The 18,860-nt window shown below is 72.1% G+C and carries 17 protein-coding genes and 1 riboswitch; of the genes, 13 read left to right on the top strand and 4 right to left on the bottom strand.

Annotated elements, in window-relative coordinates; genetic code table 11:
- Positions 1-28: 28 nt before the first annotated feature.
- On the top strand, positions 29-1,219 hold the full coding sequence (locus tag ACIA6T_RS22565) for an ROK family transcriptional regulator (protein ID WP_399448246.1): 1,191 nt from the start codon (positions 29-31) through the stop codon (positions 1,217-1,219).
- Positions 1,220-1,603: 384 nt separating this feature from the next.
- Here the strand turns inward: ACIA6T_RS22565 and ACIA6T_RS22570 are convergent, their stop codons facing one another.
- Together ACIA6T_RS22570 and ACIA6T_RS22575 are read right to left on the bottom strand one after the other, a co-directional pair.
- The gene (locus ACIA6T_RS22570; RefSeq protein ID WP_399448247.1) at positions 1,604-2,362 is read right to left on the bottom strand and encodes an SDR family oxidoreductase; all 759 of its coding nucleotides are present in this window, start codon (positions 2,360-2,362) and stop codon (positions 1,604-1,606) included.
- A 214-nt stretch (positions 2,363-2,576) separates the two neighbouring features.
- Positions 2,577-4,898, bottom strand: coding sequence for a chitinase C-terminal domain-containing protein (locus tag ACIA6T_RS22575; RefSeq protein WP_399448248.1), 2,322 nt, complete (start codon positions 4,896-4,898; stop codon positions 2,577-2,579).
- Between the two features lie 223 nt (positions 4,899-5,121).
- A riboswitch (FMN riboswitch) is annotated at positions 5,122-5,252 on the top strand.
- Positions 5,253-5,397: 145 nt separating this feature from the next.
- Here ACIA6T_RS22575 and ACIA6T_RS22580 point away from each other — a divergent pair.
- The 9 genes from ACIA6T_RS22580 (at position 5,398) to ACIA6T_RS22620 (ending at position 12,858) form a co-directional block, all read left to right on the top strand.
- Positions 5,398-6,012 carry a riboflavin synthase gene (locus ACIA6T_RS22580; RefSeq protein WP_399448249.1) on the top strand — a complete coding sequence of 205 codons (615 nt, stop codon included), beginning with the start codon at positions 5,398-5,400 and terminating at the stop codon, positions 6,010-6,012.
- A complete protein-coding gene (locus ACIA6T_RS22585) occupies positions 6,009-6,650 on the top strand; it encodes a nicotinamide riboside transporter PnuC (RefSeq protein ID WP_399448250.1) in 642 nt (213 codons plus the stop codon). Before ACIA6T_RS22580 ends, ACIA6T_RS22585 begins: the two co-directional genes overlap by 4 nt.
- Complete coding sequence (locus ACIA6T_RS22590) at positions 6,647-7,936, top strand: bifunctional 3,4-dihydroxy-2-butanone-4-phosphate synthase/GTP cyclohydrolase II (protein ID WP_399448251.1); 1,290 nt, start codon at positions 6,647-6,649, stop codon at positions 7,934-7,936. The genes ACIA6T_RS22585 and ACIA6T_RS22590 overlap by 4 nt, the downstream gene beginning before the upstream one ends.
- A gap of 21 nt (positions 7,937-7,957) precedes the next feature.
- Entirely contained in the window at positions 7,958-8,443 is a 486-nt protein-coding gene (gene ribH, locus ACIA6T_RS22595) for a 6,7-dimethyl-8-ribityllumazine synthase (RefSeq protein WP_385051661.1), read from the top strand.
- A 34-nt stretch (positions 8,444-8,477) separates the two neighbouring features.
- Positions 8,478-8,750 carry a phosphoribosyl-ATP diphosphatase gene (locus tag ACIA6T_RS22600; RefSeq protein WP_029383007.1) on the top strand — a complete coding sequence of 91 codons (273 nt, stop codon included), beginning with the start codon at positions 8,478-8,480 and terminating at the stop codon, positions 8,748-8,750.
- A gap of 47 nt (positions 8,751-8,797) precedes the next feature.
- Positions 8,798-9,682, top strand: coding sequence for an ATP phosphoribosyltransferase (gene hisG, locus ACIA6T_RS22605; protein WP_399448252.1), 885 nt, complete (start codon positions 8,798-8,800; stop codon positions 9,680-9,682).
- 19 nt (positions 9,683-9,701) lie between these two features.
- Entirely contained in the window at positions 9,702-10,172 is a 471-nt protein-coding gene (locus tag ACIA6T_RS22610; RefSeq protein ID WP_399448253.1) for a PH domain-containing protein, read from the top strand.
- Between the two features lie 281 nt (positions 10,173-10,453).
- Complete coding sequence (locus ACIA6T_RS22615; protein WP_399448254.1) at positions 10,454-11,785, top strand: hemolysin family protein; 1,332 nt, start codon at positions 10,454-10,456, stop codon at positions 11,783-11,785.
- Positions 11,782-12,858: a hemolysin family protein gene (locus ACIA6T_RS22620; RefSeq protein WP_399448255.1), complete on the top strand. Its 1,077-nt coding sequence runs from the start codon at positions 11,782-11,784 to the stop codon at positions 12,856-12,858. The genes ACIA6T_RS22615 and ACIA6T_RS22620 overlap by 4 nt, the downstream gene beginning before the upstream one ends.
- 210 nt (positions 12,859-13,068) lie before the next feature.
- Here ACIA6T_RS22620 and ACIA6T_RS22625 read toward each other — a convergent pair whose 3' ends face one another.
- Positions 13,069-14,931, bottom strand: coding sequence for an AAA family ATPase (locus ACIA6T_RS22625; protein WP_399448256.1), 1,863 nt, complete (start codon positions 14,929-14,931; stop codon positions 13,069-13,071).
- A 429-nt stretch (positions 14,932-15,360) separates the two neighbouring features.
- Entirely contained in the window at positions 15,361-15,981 is a 621-nt protein-coding gene (locus ACIA6T_RS22630) for a hypothetical protein (RefSeq protein ID WP_399448298.1), read from the bottom strand.
- Between the two features lie 305 nt (positions 15,982-16,286).
- Between ACIA6T_RS22630 and ACIA6T_RS22635 the strand changes: the two genes are divergently transcribed.
- The 3 genes from ACIA6T_RS22635 (at position 16,287) to ACIA6T_RS22645 (ending at position 18,697) form a co-directional block, all read left to right on the top strand.
- Positions 16,287-17,663, top strand: a complete 1,377-nt coding sequence (locus ACIA6T_RS22635; RefSeq protein WP_399448257.1) for a peptidase C39 family protein — start codon at positions 16,287-16,289, stop codon at positions 17,661-17,663.
- A 142-nt stretch (positions 17,664-17,805) separates the two neighbouring features.
- A complete protein-coding gene (locus ACIA6T_RS22640) occupies positions 17,806-17,946 on the top strand; it encodes an SCO1431 family membrane protein (RefSeq protein ID WP_399448258.1) in 141 nt (46 codons plus the stop codon).
- 94 nt (positions 17,947-18,040) lie between these two features.
- Complete coding sequence (locus ACIA6T_RS22645) at positions 18,041-18,697, top strand: TetR/AcrR family transcriptional regulator (protein ID WP_385051644.1); 657 nt, start codon at positions 18,041-18,043, stop codon at positions 18,695-18,697.
- Positions 18,698-18,860: the final 163 nt, after the last annotated feature.

Genomic DNA, 18,860 nt, shown 5'->3' on the forward strand with positions numbered 1-18,860 from the left:
GGCCCCGCCGATCTGGAAGGATCCCGGCATGGCCGCATCCCCGAGCACCGCCAGAGCCATCAACGACCGGCTCGCCCTGCGCCTGCTCCAGCAGGAAGGCCCGCTGACCGCCGGGCAGTTGAAACAGCTGACCGGGCTGTCCCGGCCGACCGTCGCCGACCTCGTCGAGCGGCTCACCGCCGCCGGGCTCATCGCGGTGGCCGGCGAGGCGGGGGAGCAGCGGCGCGGCCCCAACGCCAAGCTGTACGGCATCGTCGGGGACCGGGCGCACCTGGCCGCGCTGGACGTCCGCACCGAGGGCGTCACCGTGGTCGTGTCGGACCTCGTCGGCGAGGTCCTGGCCGAGGCCGCCCTGCCCATCACCGGGGACGCGGGCACCGGACCGGCGGTCGAACAGGCGGTCGCGCTGGTCGAGCGGACGGCGAAGGAGGCGGGCGCCGACCGGCTGCACACCGTCGGGATCGGGGCCCCCGGACTGATCGACCCCGCGAGCGGCGAACTGCGCGACTCCACGGGCCTGCCCGAGTGGCACCGGCGCCTGGTCGCCGCGCTCCAGGAACGGCTCCCCGAGGCCCGGGTCAGCGTGGAGAACGAGACCAACCTCGCCGCGCTGGCCGAGCAGCGCGACGGCGCGGCCCGCGACCGGGACACCTTCGTCCTGCTGTGGCTGGGCCACGGCACCGGCGCCGCAGTGATCCTCGACGGCACCCTGCGCAGGGGCGCCTCCGGCGGCACGGGCGAGATCGGCTTCCTCCCGGTCCCGGGCACGAGCGGCCCGCCGTCGGCCACCGACTGCGCGGGCGGCTTCCACTCCCTGGTGGGGGCGGCGGCGGTCGCCCGGCTGGCGGAGGAGTGCGGCGTCGTGGCGGAGCCGGGCGTCGAGCCGCCGGCGGCGGGCGCGGTACGGACGGCCGTCGCGTCGGCCGCCCCCGCCTCCCCGGAGGCACGCTTCCTCGACACCCTGGCCGACCGGATCACGGTGGGCGTCGCCTCGGTGGTCGCGCTGCTCGACCCCGGCCACGTGGTCCTGGGCGGCGAGGTCGGCCAGGCCGGCGGCGAGACACTCGCCGCGCGGGTACGGGACCGCCTGGCCGCCATGTCCCCCCTGCCCGCCGACGTACGGCCCAGCACCCTGGGCGGCGGCGCGGTACTCCGCGGAGCCCTCCTGACGGCCCGCGACCGGGCCCAGGAAGAACTGTTCGGTGTGCCCGGGCACTGAGAGGCCCGGCGCGAGACCCACTACGTCCGACAGCGCTCCGAAGGGGCGCGGGACCATACCGACGTGCGGCTACCGCCGCGTGGGCGCGGCCGGTCACGGCAGCGCGCCGAGGGGGCGTGGGACCGTACGGACGTGCGGCTACCGCCGCGTGGGCGCGGCCGGTCACGGCAGCGCCCCGAAGGGGCGCGGGGAACTGCGCGACCAGCCACGACGGCGCCGCGGACGACCGATGGCACCGCACGTCCGGCGGAGCGCCCGTCCCCTGCTCCCGGCCCGGCCATCGGCCGTTGAACGTCGTCGGCCGGGCCGGGACTCACCCTGTCCGGTTGCGGACGGCCCGCCCGCGTGCCCGCCACAGGGGCGGGCGGGAGACGGACGTCCCGCTCACCGGCGGTCGGCGCGCGCTCCGCACCGCTTCGCCAGGTACTCGTCGAACGTGCCCTTGCCGGTCGCTCGCTCCGGGGCGAGGTGGCCGCCCGCGCGGAAGGCGTCGTAGGACGCGCCGCGCAGCGGGACCTTCACCACCGCGCGGCGGCGGCCCGTGGCCTTCAGATACGCGCGGGCCAGGGAGTCGAACGTCCGGACCTCCGGACCGCCCATGTCGTCGACGCGGCCCGCCGGCGCGCCCCGGGCCAGCTCGGCCAGGCGGTCCGCGACCTCCGTGACATCGACCGGCTGGTCCTTCACCCGGGCCGGCAGCAGCAGGACCGGCAGCCTGGCCATGCCCTGGAGGACCGTGAACACCAGGTCGTGGAACTGGGTGGCGCGCAGCACCGTCCAGCCCAGCCCCGACTCCTCGACCAGCCGCTCCACGGCCAGCTTGGACCGGTAGTAACCGAACGGCACCCGGTCGACACCGACGATCGAGATGTACACGAGGTGTCCGACCCCCGCCCGCCGGGCCGCCGCGATCAGGTTCCGCGCGGCCTTCTCGTCGCCACCGCGCGGTGACGACGCGCAGTGCACGATCGTGTCCACGCCCGTGACGGCCTCCTCCAGCACCGCCCCGCCTTCGCGCAGATCGACGGCGTACGGCTGAGCGTGCCGGCTGAGCCCCCGCACCTCGTGTCCGCCCGCCCGCAGCCGCGCGACGATGTGCCGGCCGAGCGTTCCGGTACCGCCGGTCACCAGGATCGTGCTCATGCTGTCCCGTCCCTTCGGACACCCGGCGCTCCCCGACGGAGCGCCCCACGTCTGCTGGGACGGATCGACCACCGCCGGATGTGACATCGGTCCGGGAACCCGCCCCCGTACGGAGTCCAGCTTCTCCGGGTCCGGCACCGGGCGCATCCGCGCGTGGTGAGGCCCGGCGGCGGGCAAGGGCCGTCGTCACCGCCGCCGGGCCGGTCCGCGAGGGTCAGCAGGCTCCCTGGTCCCGCCACACTCCCCATTCGCCGGTGGTGCCGGGCTCCTCGCCCTTCGTCCACCACTGCGCCTTCCAGACGTGGCCCCCGTGGGACACCACGCTGCCCCCGCCGTACGAGGCCGAGGCGCCCCAGGCCGGGTCCGCGCAGTCGCCGGGCGGCGTCGTGGGCGGGTCGGTCGGCGTCGTGCCGCCGCCCGGCTCGACGACGGTCGTCCCGCGCGCCAGGTCCCCGGCGAGGGCGTACGCCCTGCCGCCGATCGTCACCGTCCAGTTCGACGGGGTCGACACCGGCAGGTAGTAGTTGAACGACAGGTCGACGGTCGCGCCCGGCGCCAGCGACTGCCACGCCGGCAGCTTCAGCGACACCCGGTGGAAGTCACCCTTCAGGCCGCCCGCGTTGCCGCCTGTGTGGTCGCTGCTGATGACCTTGGTGCCGAAACCGGACTGGTCGGAGGCGTTCCCCGGGGCCGAGGTCGCGTAGTCGAACCGGAACTCCGTACCGCCCGGCAGCGCGGTCCTCGTGTTGTTCGTGATCCGCAGCCTGGGCGTGATCGGGTAGTTGGAGTCGCCCAGCTTGAAGTCCGTGAACTCCACGTCCACGTTCACGGCCTCCGACGGCAGGTCCGCGTTCGACTTCTTCGCGCCGTACGGCGTGGCCGCCCTGAACCTGTCGTACATCAGCGAGGTGAGCGTGTCGCCCGTCTCGTACTGGCCCTCGGCGGCGTTCCAGTCGTAGTCGCCGGCCAGCTCCCAGACCATGGTGCCGCCGATGCCGCGGTCCACCACGTAGTCGGCCTTGGCCTCGACCGACTGCTCGTCCTCGGTGGAGAGGAAGACCTTCTTCTCGGCGTTCCACAGCCAGGGGGCGACCAGCGTGGAGTCGTACTTGCGGGCGTACGTCCCGGTCAGTTTCGTGTCCGCCGGGAAGCCGTAGTCGGTGACGTAGTCGCCGACGATCCCCTTCTCGAGGTTCTTGGCGTGCCACATCGGGTTGGAGCCCGCCGGGGACTCCTTGCCGTCGGTGTCGAGGTCGTGCCAGAGGTTGTCGATGCCGACGGCGCCGTCACCGCACTTGGCCAGGCCGGAGCCGGCCGGACAGGAGGAGGCGGACGCCTTGCCCCACAGGCCGTCGGTCCCGCCCTGGACGTTCTTGTGGCCGCGGGTGTAGTACGGCAGGCCGATGTTGATGCGGCCGGCCGGCATGGAGCCCCGGAAGTAGTGGTAGGCCCAGTCGGTGTTGAGGTAGCCGACGCCGCCGTACTGGGCGCTGCCGTAGACGTTCGCGGCGGCCAGCTCGGCGTCCTTGCCGTCGTCGAACAGGGAGGCGTTCGGGCCGGCGTACTCGTTCCAGGCGCCGTGCAGGTCGTACGACATGATGTTGACGTAGTCCAGGTACTTCTGGACCTGGAAGGTCTCCATGCCGCGCAGCAGATAGCCGGACGAGGGGGCGGCCACGGTGAGCATGTAGTGCCTGCCGTCCGCCGCGCCCGCGCGGTCCAGCTTCTCGCGCAGCGTCTTCATCAGCGCCGCGTAGCCCTTGACCAGCCCGGCCCGGCGGGCGTTGGCGAAGGACCAGTCGAGCGGGTTGCCCGCGTCCTTCATCGTCGTCGGGTACTCGTAGTCGATGTCGACGCCGTTGAAGCCGTACGTCCGGATGAAGTCGACGGCCGAGTCGGCGAAGGTGTCGATGCCGGCCTGGTTGACCGAGCCGTCGGCGTTGGTGGCCATCGAGTAGAAGCCGCCGGAGTCCACGCGGTTCCCGCCGTCGTCGATGTAGCCGCCGGTCTCGGCCCAACCGCCCACCGAGATCAGCGTCTTGACGTCCGGGTGCTGCTTCTTGAACTTGTTGAGCAGGTTGAAGTGGCCCTTGTAGGGCAGTTGCGGGTCCGTCTCCGCGCCGGCCACGCCGGGCCACGTCATGCCCGTCGCCGGGTTGGCGGCGGTGTCCGGGCCGACCGAGATCTTGTTGCCCTTGTCGATGTGCGCGAACGCGTAGTTGATGTGGGTGATCTTGTCCCACGGGATGTCGGACGCGAGGTAGGCGGGCTTCCCGTCCTTGCCGGTGCGCCAGCCGGTGAAGTAGCCGATCACCCGGCGCTGGTGGTCGGCGCCCATCTTCTCCCGGCCGGCCGGGTCGTACACCGAGCAGTACGGGACGTCGACGCCCGGTGTCGAGTACAGCCCGTCGGGACGACAGGACTCCTGGCCGGCGGCGTGCGAGACGGTGGCCGGGAGGGCGGCGAGCAGCAGGCCGGCGACGGCGGCGGAGGCGAGCGGCGCGGGTCTCGCTCCGGGGCGTGAGGGGGACGGCACAGTGGGTTCCTCTCCGGGGAAGTTGGCTCGGACCCTAAGAGGACTAGACCAAAGCGTCAATAGGTATGGACCAATTGGGCGGACCGTCAAGGGAGCGCCGCGGCGGGGGAGTTGCCCCTCGCGCGACCCTCGGCGGTCTCCGCGTCACTTCCTGTGAGCCACTCCACACTCCTCTCCCGCATGGAGTGCGGCCGTCCGTGGCACACTGGCCCTGTACCAGTAGCAGCGCACTCCGGGGTCGGTGAAAGTCCGAACCGGCGGTTACAGTCCGCGACCCGGTCGCCTCCAGCGACCGGTTGACCAGGTGAAATTCCTGGACCGACGGTTAAAGTCCGGATGGGAGGCAGTGCGCGGCGGGCGGGCATCCATGCGCGCCGCCGTACCGGTTCGCCCTCTGGGCGAGCCCTGTCCGGCGTCGTACCTGGTGTCCTCGTCCGCGGTTTCTGTCGTCATCGACAGCCCCGGAGTCCGTGCCCGAAGAGGCAGGAGGACCCGGGAAGTGTTCACCGGAATCGTCGAAGAGCTGGGCGAGATCACCGCCGTCGAGACCCTCGACGACGCCTGTCGCTTCCGGCTGCGCGGCCCCGTCGTCACCGAAGGCGCGCAGCACGGCGACTCCATCGCCGTCAACGGCGTCTGCCTCACGGTCGTCGAACACGAGGGCGACGAGTTCACCGCCGACGTCATGGCGGAGACCCTGAAGCGTTCCAGCCTCGGCGTCCTCGCCGTCGGCTCCCGCGTCAACCTCGAACGCCCCACGGCAGTCGGCTCCCGCCTCGGCGGCCACATCGTCCAGGGGCACGTCGACGGCACCGGCGAGATCCTCGGGCGCGAGCCGTCGGAGAACTGGGAGATCGTGAGGATCTCCCTCCCCGCCGGCCTCTCCCGCTACGTCGTGGAGAAGGGCTCCATCACCGTCGACGGCATCAGCCTCACCGTCGTCGACGCCGGGCCCGACTTCTTCACCGTCAGCCTGATCCCCACCACGCTCGCCCTGACCACGCTCGGCATCAAGCAGCCCGGCGACCCGGTCAACCTCGAGGTGGACGTCATCGCCAAGTACGTCGAGCGGATGCTCGGCGACCGCGCCGCCGGTGAGGGGGCGTCCCGGTGAACTGGCTCAACTCCGAGGCCTTCACCCTCTTCGACCAGCACATCAAGTGGTCGGACATGATCGGCAACGTGGTCGGTCTGATCGCCCTCGCCCTCGGCTGGCGCCGCTCCATCTGGACCTGGCCCGCCCAGTTCGTCTCCGGTCTGATCCTCTTCACGGCCTTCGCCACCGCCCACCTCTCGGGCAGCGCCGGCAAGCAGGTCGTCGTCATGCTGGTCGCCGCCTGGGGCTTTTGGCAGTGGAACCGCGGCCGGCGACAGGCGCAGGACGGCTCCGTCGCCGTACGGTTCGCGACGTGGCGCGAGCGCGCCGCACTGCTGACCGGGGCCGCCCTCGGCACCCTCGCCGTCGGCGGACTGTTCACCCTCCACCCGTCCCTGTCCTGGGACCCCTGGCCGGACGCCTACATCTTCGTCGGCACGATCGTCGCCATGTACGCGCAGGCCCGCGGCATGGTCGAGTTCTGGTTCGCCTGGCTGCTCGTCGACCTCGTCGGCGTCCCCCTGAACTTCGCCAACGGCTTCGCCTTCTCCGGCTTCGTCTACGTCATCTACGGCGCGCTCGTCCTGTGGGGACTGCGCGACTGGTGGCTGCGCTCCCGCGACGCGCGGCCCACCCTGGAAGGAGCGCCCGCATGAGCACGGCACCGATCCTGTACAGCACCGACGGCATCGAGGACCTCATGCTCGACCCCGTCGAGCAGGCCCTCGCCGACATCGCGGCCGGCCGCCCGGTCGTGGTCGTCGACGACGAGGACCGCGAGAACGAGGGCGACCTCGTCGTCGCCGCCGAGAAGGTCACCCCCGAGATCGTCGCCTTCATGATGAGCGAGTGCCGCGGCATGATCTGCGCCCCCATGGAGGGCGAGGAGCTGGACAGGCTCGGCATCCCGCTGATGGTGGAGAACAACACCGAGTCCATGCGGACCGCGTTCACCGTCACCGTGGACGGCTCGGGCGCCCACGGCGTGACCACCGGCATCTCCGCCGCCGACCGCGCGACCACGCTCCGGCTGCTGGCGAGCGGCACCGCGCAGGCCGACGACTTCGTCCGCCCCGGCCACATCTTCCCGCTGCGCGCCCGCCCCGGCGGCGTACTGGTGCGCAACGGCCACACCGAGGCCGCCGTCGACCTCGCCCGCCTCGCCGGCCTGCGCCCGGCCGGAGCCATCGTCGAGATCGCCGGTGAGGACGGCACCATGCTCCGGCTGCCCGAGCTGATCCCGTTCGCCCGCAAGCACGGCCTGACGATCATCTCCATCGAGGACCTGATCGCCTACCGCCGCTCCGCCGAACCCACCGTCCGCCGCGAGGCCGAGGTCCATCTGCCCACCTCCCACGGCACCTTCACCGCGTACGGCTACCGCTCCACCGTCGACGGCGTCGAACACGTCGCCCTCGTCCACGGCGACATCGGCGACGGCGAGGACGTCCTCGTCCGCCTCCACTCCGAATGCCTCACCGGCGACATCTTCGGCTCCCGGCGCTGCGACTGCGGCCCCCAGCTCGACGCCTCCCTGGACCGCATCCAGGCCGAGGGCCGCGGAGTCGTGGTCTACCTGCGCGGACACGAGGGACGCGGCATCGGCCTGATGTCCAAGCTGCGCGCCTACGAACTCCAGGAACGCGGCCGGGACACCCTCGACGCCAACCTCGAACTCGGCCTGCCCGCCGACGCCCGCGACTACGGCGCCGGCGCGCAGATCCTCGCCGACCTCGGCGTCCGCGGCGTCCGCCTGATGACCAACAACCCCGACAAGTCCGACGCGCTCGCCCGCCACGGCATCGAGGTCACCGGACGCGAGCCGATGCCCGTCACCGCGAGCGAGCACAACCTCCGCTACCTGCGCACCAAGCGGGACCGGATGGGCCACGACCTGCCCTGGCTGGACACGCCGACCGTGCCCGCCTGCGGCAACCAGTAACGAGAGACACCGAGGAGAGACGTGAGCGGCAAGGGTGCACCGGAACTGTCCGTACGCGACGTGGGGGACCTGCGGGTCGCCGTCGTCGCCGCGCAGTGGCACGAGAAGGTGATGGACGGACTGGTGGACGGCGCCCTGCGCGCCCTGCACGACCTCGGCATCGACGAGCCGACCCTGCTCCGGGTCCCCGGCAGCTGGGAACTCCCCGTCGTCGCCAAGGTCCTGGCCGGCCGGGGCTACGACGCGGTCGTCGCCCTCGGCGTCGTCATCCGGGGCGGCACGCCCCACTTCGACTACGTGTGCCAGGGCGTCACCCAGGGCCTCACCCAGGTCTCGGTCGACACCGGTGTCCCCGTCGGCTTCGGCCTGCTCACCTGTGACGACGAGGAGCAGGCCCTGGACCGCGCCGGACTGCCCGGCTCCAGCGAGGACAAGGGGCACGAGGCGGTCACCGCGGCCGTGGCGACCGCGGCCTGCTTGCGTTCGGTATCCGAACCCTGGCGGTGAGCAGTCCCCGTCACCGCGTAGGGTAAGGACCACCATGTCCAAGAAGACGTTCGAGGAGCTGTTCACCGAGCTCCAGCAGAAGGCCGCCCACGGCGACCCCGCCACCTCCCGCACCGCCGAGCTGGTCGACAAGGGCGTCCATGCCATCGGCAAGAAGGTCGTCGAGGAAGCCGCCGAAGTCTGGATGGCCGCCGAATACGAGGGCAAGGAGGCGGCCGCCGAGGAGATCTCGCAGCTGCTCTACCACGTCCAGGTGATGATGGTCGCCCGCGGCATCTCCCTCGACGACGTCTACGCCCACCTGTGAACCCTCACGCCCACGACACACCCCCTCACACGAAGGAAGCCGACCTCATGCTGCGCATCGCCGTCCCCAACAAGGGTTCCCTGTCAGGCCCCGCGGGGGAGATGCTGCATGAGGCCGGCTACCGGCAGCGCCGCGAGTCCAAGGAACTGCGGATCGTCGACCCGGCGAACGAGGTCGAGTTCTTCTACCTCCGCCCGCGCGACATCGCCATCTACGTCGCCTCCGGACAGCTCGACATCGGCATCACCGGCCGCGACCTGCTGATCGACTCCGGCGCCGCCGCCGAGGAGATCCTCCCCCTCGGCTTCGCCCGCTCCACCTTCCACTACGCCACCAAGCCGGGCACCATCGGCGGCCTGGCGGACCTGAAGGGCAAGACGATCGCCACCTCCTACGAGGGCATCGTCGCGGGACACCTCGCCGACAACGGCATCGACGCCTCCGTCGTCCACCTCGACGGCGCCGTCGAGACCGCCATCCAGCTCGGTGTCGCCCAGGTCATCGCGGACGTCGTCGAGACGGGCACCTCGCTGCGCAACGCCGGCCTGGAGGTCGTCGGCGAACCGATCATGAAGTCCGAGGCCGTCGTCATCCTCCCCCGGGCTCGAACACACTCGCCCGGGGGGACCCCCACCACCGGCGCGGACGGCGAGGAGCCCAAGGTGCGCCAGTTCCTGCGCCGCCTCCAGGGCGTCCTGGTCGCCCGGACGTACGTGATGATGGACTACGACTGCCGCGTCGAACAGCTCGAGAAGGCCGTCGCCCTCACCCCGGGCCTGGAGTCCCCCACCGTCTCCCCGCTGCACAACGAGGGCTGGGTCGCCGTCCGCGCGATGGTCCCCTCCAAGGAGGCCCAGCGGATCATGGACGACCTGTACGACATCGGCGCCCGCGCCATCCTCACCACGGCCATCCACGCCTGCCGCCTCTGACCGGGTCCGGAGCACCACCATGTCCGACACGACCGCGGGCCGGCTGCCCGGCCTGCCCGTCACCTTCCGCCCGGGCCGTACCCGCGCGGTGCTGCTCACGGCCGGCGTCGCGCTCTTCGTGGTCATCACCCTGATCGCGCTGCTGCTGGAGCAGCTCGGCCCGGGGGAGCGGATCAGCTTCGTGTTCACCGCCGCGCTGCTGGCCGGCGTGCTGTTCCTGCTGGCCCGGCCGAAGGTCGTCGCCGACGAGACGGGCGTCACCGTCGTCAACATCGTGAGCCGGCGCCGCCTGGAGTGGGCGGAGATCCTTCAGGTGAACCTCCGTCCCGGTGATCCCTGGGTCTTCCTCGACCTCAGCGACGGCACCAGCCTGCCCGCGCTCGGCATCCAGCCGGGCATCGCCAGACAGCGGGCCGTCGCCGACGCGCGGGCCCTGCGGGCGCTCACCGAGGCCCGCTCCACGGCCGGGCCCGAGGCACCCCGGAGCTGACCCGGGGCCGCCCCTCGGGGACGGCTCGGGGCCCGGCTCCGGGAAGCGTCGGGGACGTCCACCTGCCGCAGTCGCCCATGTCTTGATTAATCTGGTGGGCACAGGCGCGACGACCGCGCCTGTGCCCCTGCCGCCCCGCCCGGTGCACAGGGGCTCCAGCTATCCGAGGAGTGACCCTCTCCGGCGATGGACGGATCGTCCTGTAGTACCTGCGCCGCCCCCTGCCGACATAGCGCGGACCCGCATCCCGAGGTCCGCGCGCATGCGGAGGCGGCGGCATCATGACCACCCCCTTGCTGCTTCTCGCAGCCGCTTTCCTGCTGATCCTGGCCAACGGATTCTTCGTGGCCGCCGAGTTCGGCCTGGTCACCGTCGAGCGACCGGAAGCCGAGGAGGCCGCCGCGGGCGGCGACCGGCGTGCCCGCCGGGTCGTCGAGTCGCTCAGGGAACTCTCCTTCCAGCTCTCCGGCACCCAGCTCGGCATCACCATCACCTCCCTCGTTGTCGGCATGCTGGCCGAACCGGCACTCGCCGGACTGCTGCACGGCCCCTTCACCGGCGTCGGCGTCCCCGAGGGCGCGGTCTCCGGTGTCTCCGTCGTCGTCGGCATGCTGCTGGCCTCCGCGGTGCAGATGGTGATCGGCGAACTCGTGCCGAAGAACTGGGCCGTGTCCCGGCCCCTGCAGGTCGCCCGCTTCGTGGCCGGCCCGCAGCACGCGTTCGCCCGGCTCTTCCGCCCGGTCATCGCCGGGCTGAACGCCGTGGCCAACCGCCTGGTGCGGGCCCTGGGCATCGAGCCCACCGAGGAACTGGCCTCCGCCCGCACCCCCGGCGAGCTCGTCTCCCTGGCCCGGCACTCCGCCCGGGCCGGCGCCCTGGAACAGGACACGGCGGACCTCTTCGTCCGCACCCTGTCCCTCGGCGAACTGACCGCACAGCACGTCATGACACCGCGCGTGAAGGTCAGCGCCCTGCAGTCCTCGGCGACCGCCGAGGACGTGGTCAACCTGACCCGGGCCACCGGCCTGTCCCGCTTCCCCGTCTACCGGGAGCGCATCGACGAGATCGTCGGCATGGTGCACCTCAAGGACGCCCTCGCGGTGTCCGTGCACGACCGGCTGCGCACCCCCGTGGGCCGCATCGCCCGCCCGGCGCTGCTCGTCCCCGAGACCCTGCCCGTACGACCGCTGCTCAAGCGGCTGCGCAGCGAGCAGCCCATCGCGGTCGTCGTCGACGAGTACGGCGGCACGGCCGGCGTCGTCACCCTGGAGGACATCGTCGAGGAGATCGTCGGCGAGGTGCGCGACGAGCACGACGGACAGGACGTCCCCGAACTCGCCCCCGCCCCGCCCGAGGACGGCAACCCCGCCTGGGACGTCGACGGCGGCGTCCGGGTCGACATCCTGCGGCGCATAGGCCTGGAGGCGCCCGAGGGGCCGTACGAGACGGTGGCCGGCCTGGTCGCCGATCTGCTCGGCCGGATCCCGGCCGTCGGCGACCGCGCGGAACTGCCGGGCTGGCGGCTGTCGGTGCGCCGGGTCGGCCACTACCGCGCCGAACGCGTCCGCCTGGTCAGAACGGCCCCGCTGCCACTGGTGGAGGTGGCCGGATGAGCGTGCTGCAACTCCTCTTCGCCGCGCTGCTCGTGCTCGCCAACGGATTCTTCGTCGGCGCCGAGTTCGCGCTGGTCTCGGTCCGCCGCAGCCAGATCGAACCGCTCGGCACGGCCCGCGCCCGCCAGGTGCTGTACGGCCTGGAGCACCTGCCGCAGATGATGGCGGCGGCCCAGTTCGGCATCACCGTCTGCTCGCTGACCCTGGGCGCGGTCGCCGAACCGACGGTCGCCCATCTGCTGGAGCCGGTCTTCGAGTGGATGCACCTGCCGCACGGCATGATCCACCCGCTCGGCTATGTCATCGCGCTCGCCGCGGTGGTCTTCTTCCACCTCGTCATCGGCGAGATGGTCCCGAAGAACCTGGCGATGGCGGCCCCCGGGAAGGCCGCGCTGTGGCTGAGCCCCGGCCTGGTCTGGTTCGCCCGCCTGTGCAGGCCGGTCACGATCGCGCTCGGCGCCTGCGCCCAGGCCGTCCTGCGGCTCTTCCGCGTCGAACCGAAGGACGAGGTCGAGGCCGTCTTCACCAGCGAACAGCTCAACCGGCTGGTGGAGGACTCCGGCCAGGCGGGCCTCCTCGACCCCGAGGAGGCCGAGCGCCTGGAGGACGCGCTGGAGCTGGGCTCCCGCCCGGTGACGGACGTCCTGCTGGACCGCGAGTCACTGGTGACGGTCACGCCCGCGGTCACCCCGGGACAGATCGTGGAGCTCACCGCCCGCACCGGGTACTCCCGGTTCCCGGTGGCCGCGGACAGCGGTTCCTTCATGGGCTACCTGCACGTCAAGGACGTACTGGACCTGGAGGACTCCGACCGTGCCGTCCCGCAGCGCCTGTGGCGCCCGATGACGACCCTCCGCCCCGAACTCCCCCTGGACGACGCCCTCACGGTGATGCGCCGCGCCGCGACCCACCTGGCCCAGGTCTCCGACCCCTCCGGCAAGGTCCTGGGCCTGGTCGCCCTGGAAGACGTCCTGGAACTCCTGGTGGGCGAAGTACGCGACCCGGCCCACCGGGAGGTGACGGTCACCCTCCAGAGAGCAAGCGGAACCCCGGAGGAGGCCCTGACCCCCTAACCGCGGGCAGCCACGCCGCCCCGGCTGCGGGGCAGCCACGCCGCCCCGACTGTGGGGCAGCCATGCCGCCCGCAGCTGCGGGCAATCGTGCCTCCCCCAGTGCCTTAAGGGCCTGGGAGGTACCCCCAGGGCGGCACGGGTGGGCGCAGCGGCACCCCTCCAGCGGGGCGAGCGGACACCACCACCCGGCGCCACCCCACCCACCGGGGCTCACAACCCCGGTGGGTCCGCCGGCCCCCGCCCCGACAGAACCTCCCCGTACGCCTGCATGAGATCCGGCAACCGCAACGTAGCCAGATCATCCCGAGTCAACGCCCCCGGATACACCGACAACCGCAAATCCCGATAAGCGCAGCTCTTCTCGTACAGCGTCCGCAGGAACCGCCCGTTCCCCAGCTCGTCGATCCACCCCTGATCCACCACATGCCCGGCGATCGACCGCAGCTCGTCCAACGCCTCCTCGTCCCACACATCCCCGTTCTCCCCCGCCAGCACCTCCCCGATCGAGGTCAGCTCCAGCGGCCGGTACGAGGGAAAGTCCACCCGCGAGGTGAACCGGGACGACAGCCCGGGATTCGCGGCGAGCAGCCGGTCCATCCCCTCCGGATACCCGGCAAGGATCACCACCAGGTGATCCCGGTTGTCCTCCGCCCGCTTCAGCAGCACCTGCAGCGCCTCGTCCCCGTACGCGTCCCCCTTGCCGTACCCGGAGTTGGACAGCGAGTACGCCTCGTCCACGAACAGCACCCCGCCCAGCGCGGAGTCGATCAGCTCGTTGGCCTTCACCGCGGTCTGCCCCAGATACTCACCGACCAGGTCCGCCCGCTGGGCCTCCACCAGATGGTCACCACCGAGCAGCCCGAGGGCGTAGAACACGCGGCCGAGGATGCGGGCCACCGTGGTCTTCCCGGTTCCGGAGGGTCCGGAGAAGACGAAGTGGCGTTTCGGCGGCTGCACCGGCAGCCCCTGCCCGGCCCGCAGCCGCGCCATGTTCAGCTGCGCCGACAACGCCTTGACCTGCCGCTTCACCGGCTCCAGGCCCACCATGCGCTCCAGTTCGGCGAGCGCCTCCTCCAGTAACGCGGGGTCCGTGGGCCCGGTGGGCAGCGGTGCCGCCCCGGAGTACGCCCGCTCCCGCACGCCCGGAGCGGTGACCGGGGGCAGGGGACCCGGTACGGGCTCGGGCTCGGACAGCCGCAGATCACGCCCTTCGGTGCCGAACAGCGGATCGAGCATGTCGGGGCCGTCCATGACGTCCTGCCCGGCCCCGGTGAGCGTGATCGCGGCGAGATCGGCGGAGTCGTCGTACCCGTCGCCCTCGGCGATCGCGGCGAGCCGGGCGGAGGTGTCCATGAAGGCCGGATCGACCTTGTGCACGGCCCGGTACAGGGGGAGCGCGGCGGCGCTGCGGCCGGTCCCCTCGTGGGCGCGGGCCAGCCAGTAGCGCAGCTCCTTGCGCTGCGGCTGTTCGCTGCGGCACCGCATCAGCGCCGCCGACAGCAGCGGTTCGGCCTGCCCGTACATCTCCAGCCGCACCCGCGCCATGCCGCCGAACAGGCCGGCCTCGATGCCCAGCAGCGGGTCCTCGACGAGGGAGTCCGTGTGCCGGACCAGTTGCTCCCAGTCCTTGACCAGGTAGGCGCGGCAGGCGTGCAGGAAGCGGACCTGCGGATCGGTGTCCACCGGGGGCAGTCCGGCGAGCGCCCGGTCCAGCTCGGGGACGTGGCGCCCGTCCAGCCAGTGGGAGGCGTGCGCCAGCAGCAGATCGCGGGGGCTCTCCAGCACCGGCTGCACCCACCAGCCCAGCCAGTACCAGGAGTTGAGGGTGCGGCGGTGCCGGGTGCGCTGCTCGCCGAAGCGCTCCCGGTGCCGGAACATCCTGAGCAGCGCGGTCGTCGTGTCGACGCGCAGCGCGTGCAGCCCGAGCCAGCCGTCGGCCATCCCCGGGTCGATCCGCACCGCGGCCCGGAACTCCTCCTCCGCCTGCGGATAGGCGCCCATCGTGTAGGCGTCCACGCCCCGAAGCCAGGCGAGGTCGGCCGGGGTCTGCGGGCCCTGCGTGCCGAAGTCCATCACGTCCCCCACGAACCGTGCCCCCGTCGGTGTGCCGGCCGGCCCTCGTCCGTCGGCTCCCGTTGGTCGAACCGCTGCGCCGCGGACCGGAGTTGGAAGGTGCGCGAAGCAGCGTCCGTAGGTCGCACCGAGGGCATCGTACCTGCGGCGGCGGTACGTCCGTAGGGTGCCGTACCCGCCGAAGGCCGAGGTGGGAGGGGGAGCGCGGGCCACGTGCGGTGACCCAGGGTGATCGTCATATGCCACTGAGCGCCCGAAAAACACGAAAAGGGCAGAACGAAGCCCCCGATCACGGGGGAACAACCGGGGGCTTCGCGTCTGCCGGCGGCCCCGAAAGGCCGCACATTGAGAACGTAAGACCTGTACGCGCCCCCGGTCAAGCCGAGTTGGGGTACTCCGGCAACTTGTCCGGGACCGCTCTTCACGGGTTCACCACAACGCGGGTGGACCGTCACCGTGCGTGAGCGGAGGGGGTGATTCACCCGTCCCGTCGGGCCCGGGAAGCAGCTCGTATCCCTTCGGGCGCTGCCGCACCAGAAGCCCCGCGAAGGGGCGTGAGGGGTCGCCCGCGAAGTGCTCGCGTTCCGCGCGGACCCAGCCCTCCCAGAACTCCCGCTGCTCGGCTCCGTCGCGGGCCCGCCCCCGTGACCAGGACTCCTCCCGGGGGAGGTCCATCCACAGCAGCAGCGCGAGGTACGGGCGCAGGGCCCGGCGTCCGACGCCGACGCCCTCCACGACGATCACGGGGGCGGGCGGCAGCGGGCGGGGCGGTCCGAAGCGGCGGGTCCGCCAGTCGTAGGGGGAGTAGCGCGCGGTCTCGCCGCGGCCGAGCGGCTCGATCACCTGGCTCAGCAGCCGTCCGGTCCAGTCGAACAGTTCGGTGTGGCTGGCGATGTCGTCGAGCCGCAGCACCGGAGCGCCGTCCAGCGCCTCGGCCAGCCGCATGGCGAACGTCGACTTCCCCGAGCCGGCGTGCCCGTCGACACCGACGAGCCGGACCGGGCCGCACGAGGGGGCGAGCCGGCGGATGCGGGAGGCGAGATCGTGAATGGCTGGTTCCTGGGGGCGGGGAAGGGGAGAGGGGAGGGCTTACCGGAGCACTCTAGGCCCTCGGGCGGACGAGCCCCGGGCGGACGAGCCCCGGACGGACCGGTCCTCGGCCGGGCGGGCCCACCGCGGGTGCCGCCATTGGTCGAGTCCCATGTTGGTCGGGCGCGGTACGGCCGGGGTGCTGGCAGGATCCGCCCGGCTGCGTCCATAGTTGGCGCACACCCGCTCCACCCGGCGGACGTACGCCGTCCGGCCGGCCGTGCTTTGGTCCTGTCCCGACTCCGACACCTGGGGGTCCTCCACCCATGAGCAGAGCCGAACTGCCGTCCCGCAGATCCCTTCTGGCCGCGGCCGTCGTCACCGCCGTCGCCGGGAGCGCGGGCCCGGCGTCCGCCGGCACCCCGACGGCCGGCACCCCGGCCGGACGCACCACCGCCACCGACACCGCCGCCCGCCCCGTCGACAACCGGTCCTGGACCTCGTACACCGACTGGCGCGGCGGCACCGCCGTCGGGACCCGTGCCGTCGCCGGTGTCCGCGCCGGCCTTCTGATCGCGAGGCCCGCCGGCACCACGGACTACACCGATCCGCACACCGGCCGCACGGCCGCCTGGGAGTACGCGACCTGGACCTCGCCCGTGCACCGTCTCAGGGTTCCGGCGACGGAGGTCATCGCCTCCTGGAACGCGCACACCCCCGCGGGCACCTGGCTCCAGACCGAGCTGAAGGGCACGTACTCCGACGGCACGGACACCCCCTGGTACGTCATGGGCCGCTGGGCCGCCGGTGACCAGGACATCCGGCGCACCTCGGTGGACGACCAGAGCGACGGGAAGAGCACCGTCTGGACGGACACGCTCTCCGTGGACGACGCGGCCTCGGGCCTGCGCGTCGTCTCGTACCGGCTGCGACTGACCCTCCACCGCCGCCCCGGCACCCGGCTCACCCCGACCGTGTGGCGGCTCGGCGCGATGGGCTCCGACATCCCCGACCGGTTCACCGTCCCCGCCTCCGAGCCCGGCCTCGCCGAGGAGCTGACCGTCCCGCGCTACTCGCAGGAGATCCACAAGGGCCAGTACCCGGAGTACGACAACGGCGGCGAGGCCTGGTGCAGCCCCACCTCCTCGCAGATGATCATCGAGTACTGGGGCGGCAGGCTCACCGAGGAGCAGCTCTCCTGGGTCGACCCGTCCTACGCCGACCCGCAGATCTGCCACGCGGCCCGCCACACGTTCGATCACCAGTACGAGGGCTGCGGCAACTGGCCCTTCAACGCCGCCTACGCGGCCACCTTCGACGGCCTGGCGGGCGTGGTCACCCGCCTCGGCTCCCTCACCGACCTGGAGACGCTGATCGCCGCGGGCATCCCGGCCATCACGTCGCAGTCGTTCCTGGCGGAGGAGCTGACCGGGGCGGGGTACGGCACCTCCGGGCACCTGATGACGGTGATCGGCTTCACCGCCGACGGCGATGTGATCGCCAACGACCCCGCCTCGGACGACAACGCGTCCGTACGCCGGGTCTACCGGCGGCGCGAGTGGGAGAACATCTGGCTGCGGACCAAGCGGTACAACGCCTCCGGGAAGGTGGTGTCCGGCACCGGAGGTGTCTGCTACCTCTACTTCCCGGCCCGGCCGACCCCGCGGCAGCGCAAGGCGCTCGCGGCGGTGGGCGTGCGCTGAGCCGGCCCCGCCGACGGCCCCGGGCGACCGGGGCCGTCGGCCGTCTGTGACCGACGTCTCGGCCGCGAAAGCCGCTCACGGTGGCAAGGTGGACGTCAGTCGCAGGGGGAGTCCACCGCACCACGGAGATCAGCGAGAAGCCATGACCGCGAACGCAGCCACCGTCACCCGCGCCCGTACCGGCGGCCCCCGGGAGGACGGCCCGAAGATCCTCGAACACGCCATGGGATGGACCCTCGTCGTGGTCCTCGCGATGTTCGTGACCCAGCTGGGACTGCTGTAAGCCGAGGTCACGGGGCTACCGGCCCAAGTCCTCCGGATGACCTGACATACTGCGGCGGGATGTCCCACCGCCCGCAGGAAGACCTGGGTCGAAATTGAACATCAGCCGGCAGTCCGCCGTACGCCCCGCGGCACGCGGTACCGAGCGTTCGTCCGCACGTCGCGCCGAACTCATCGCCATCGGGCGGAGGCTGTTCGCGGACACGTCGTACGACGCGCTCTCGATGGACGACATCGCGCGCCAGGCGCAGGTCGCCAAGGGGCTGATCTACTACTACTTCCACTCCAAGCGCGGCTACTACCTGGCGATCATCGAGGACTCGGTGGCCGGCCTGGTCACCTTCGCCGCGGGCGGGGCCGGACTGCCGCCCGCGGAGCGGGTGCACCGCACCATCGACAGCTATCTGCGGTACGCCGAGCACAACCAGGCCGCCTACCGCGCGATCGTCAGCGGCGGCGTCGGCTTCGACACCGAGGTGCACGCCATCCGGGACGGGGTGCGCGAGGCCATCGTCGCGACCATCGCCGAGGGCGCCTACGGCCGTACGGACATCGCGCCGGTGGCGCGGATGGGGCTGCTGGCCTGGGTGTGCAGCGTGGAGGGCGCCGCGCTCACCTGGATCGACCGCGGTGAACTGTCCCGCGAGACCATGAGCGAGCTGCTGGTGAAGACGCTCGGCGGAACCATGCGCGCCATCGAGGAGCTGGACCCCGCCCACCCGGCCCCGGCGCCCGCCCGCCGCGACGCCTGAGACGGGCTCCGGCCCTTGATCGGTTCCCCGTTCTCGGTGTCACCTTTCGGGTGAATATTCCGTTCGGCAAGGGCGCGGAAACTTTTTGAAGTGAGCGGTCGTTAACTGGTGACTTGCTGCGGCCGATCGGGCATACTCGCAGCGCACAGCCGCTGGTCAGCAG

The sequence above is a fragment of the Streptomyces sp. NPDC051740 genome (assembly GCF_044453165.1).
Taxonomy (GTDB): Bacteria; Actinomycetota; Actinomycetes; order Streptomycetales; family Streptomycetaceae; genus Streptomyces; species Streptomyces atrovirens.

What these genes read in the sequence shown, in the direction of transcription:
- ACIA6T_RS22635 (WP_399448257.1), top strand. Translation starts at nt 16,287, where the DNA reads ATGAGCAGAGCCGAACTGCCGTCCCGCAGATCCCTTCTGGCCGCGGCC.
- hisG (WP_399448252.1), top strand. Translation starts at nt 8,798, where the DNA reads ATGCTGCGCATCGCCGTCCCCAACAAGGGTTCCCTGTCAGGCCCCGCG.
- ACIA6T_RS22600 (WP_029383007.1), top strand. Translation starts at nt 8,478, where the DNA reads ATGTCCAAGAAGACGTTCGAGGAGCTGTTCACCGAGCTCCAGCAGAAG.
- ACIA6T_RS22625 (WP_399448256.1), bottom strand. Translation starts at nt 14,931, where the DNA reads ATGGACTTCGGCACGCAGGGCCCGCAGACCCCGGCCGACCTCGCCTGG.
- ACIA6T_RS22615 (WP_399448254.1), top strand. Translation starts at nt 10,454, where the DNA reads ATGACCACCCCCTTGCTGCTTCTCGCAGCCGCTTTCCTGCTGATCCTG.
- ACIA6T_RS22570 (WP_399448247.1), bottom strand. Translation starts at nt 2,362, where the DNA reads ATGAGCACGATCCTGGTGACCGGCGGTACCGGAACGCTCGGCCGGCAC.
- ACIA6T_RS22590 (WP_399448251.1), top strand. Translation starts at nt 6,647, where the DNA reads ATGAGCACGGCACCGATCCTGTACAGCACCGACGGCATCGAGGACCTC.
- ACIA6T_RS22620 (WP_399448255.1), top strand. Translation starts at nt 11,782, where the DNA reads ATGAGCGTGCTGCAACTCCTCTTCGCCGCGCTGCTCGTGCTCGCCAAC.
- ACIA6T_RS22565 (WP_399448246.1), top strand. Translation starts at nt 29, where the DNA reads ATGGCCGCATCCCCGAGCACCGCCAGAGCCATCAACGACCGGCTCGCC.
- ACIA6T_RS22610 (WP_399448253.1), top strand. Translation starts at nt 9,702, where the DNA reads ATGTCCGACACGACCGCGGGCCGGCTGCCCGGCCTGCCCGTCACCTTC.
- ACIA6T_RS22640 (WP_399448258.1), top strand. Translation starts at nt 17,806, where the DNA reads ATGACCGCGAACGCAGCCACCGTCACCCGCGCCCGTACCGGCGGCCCC.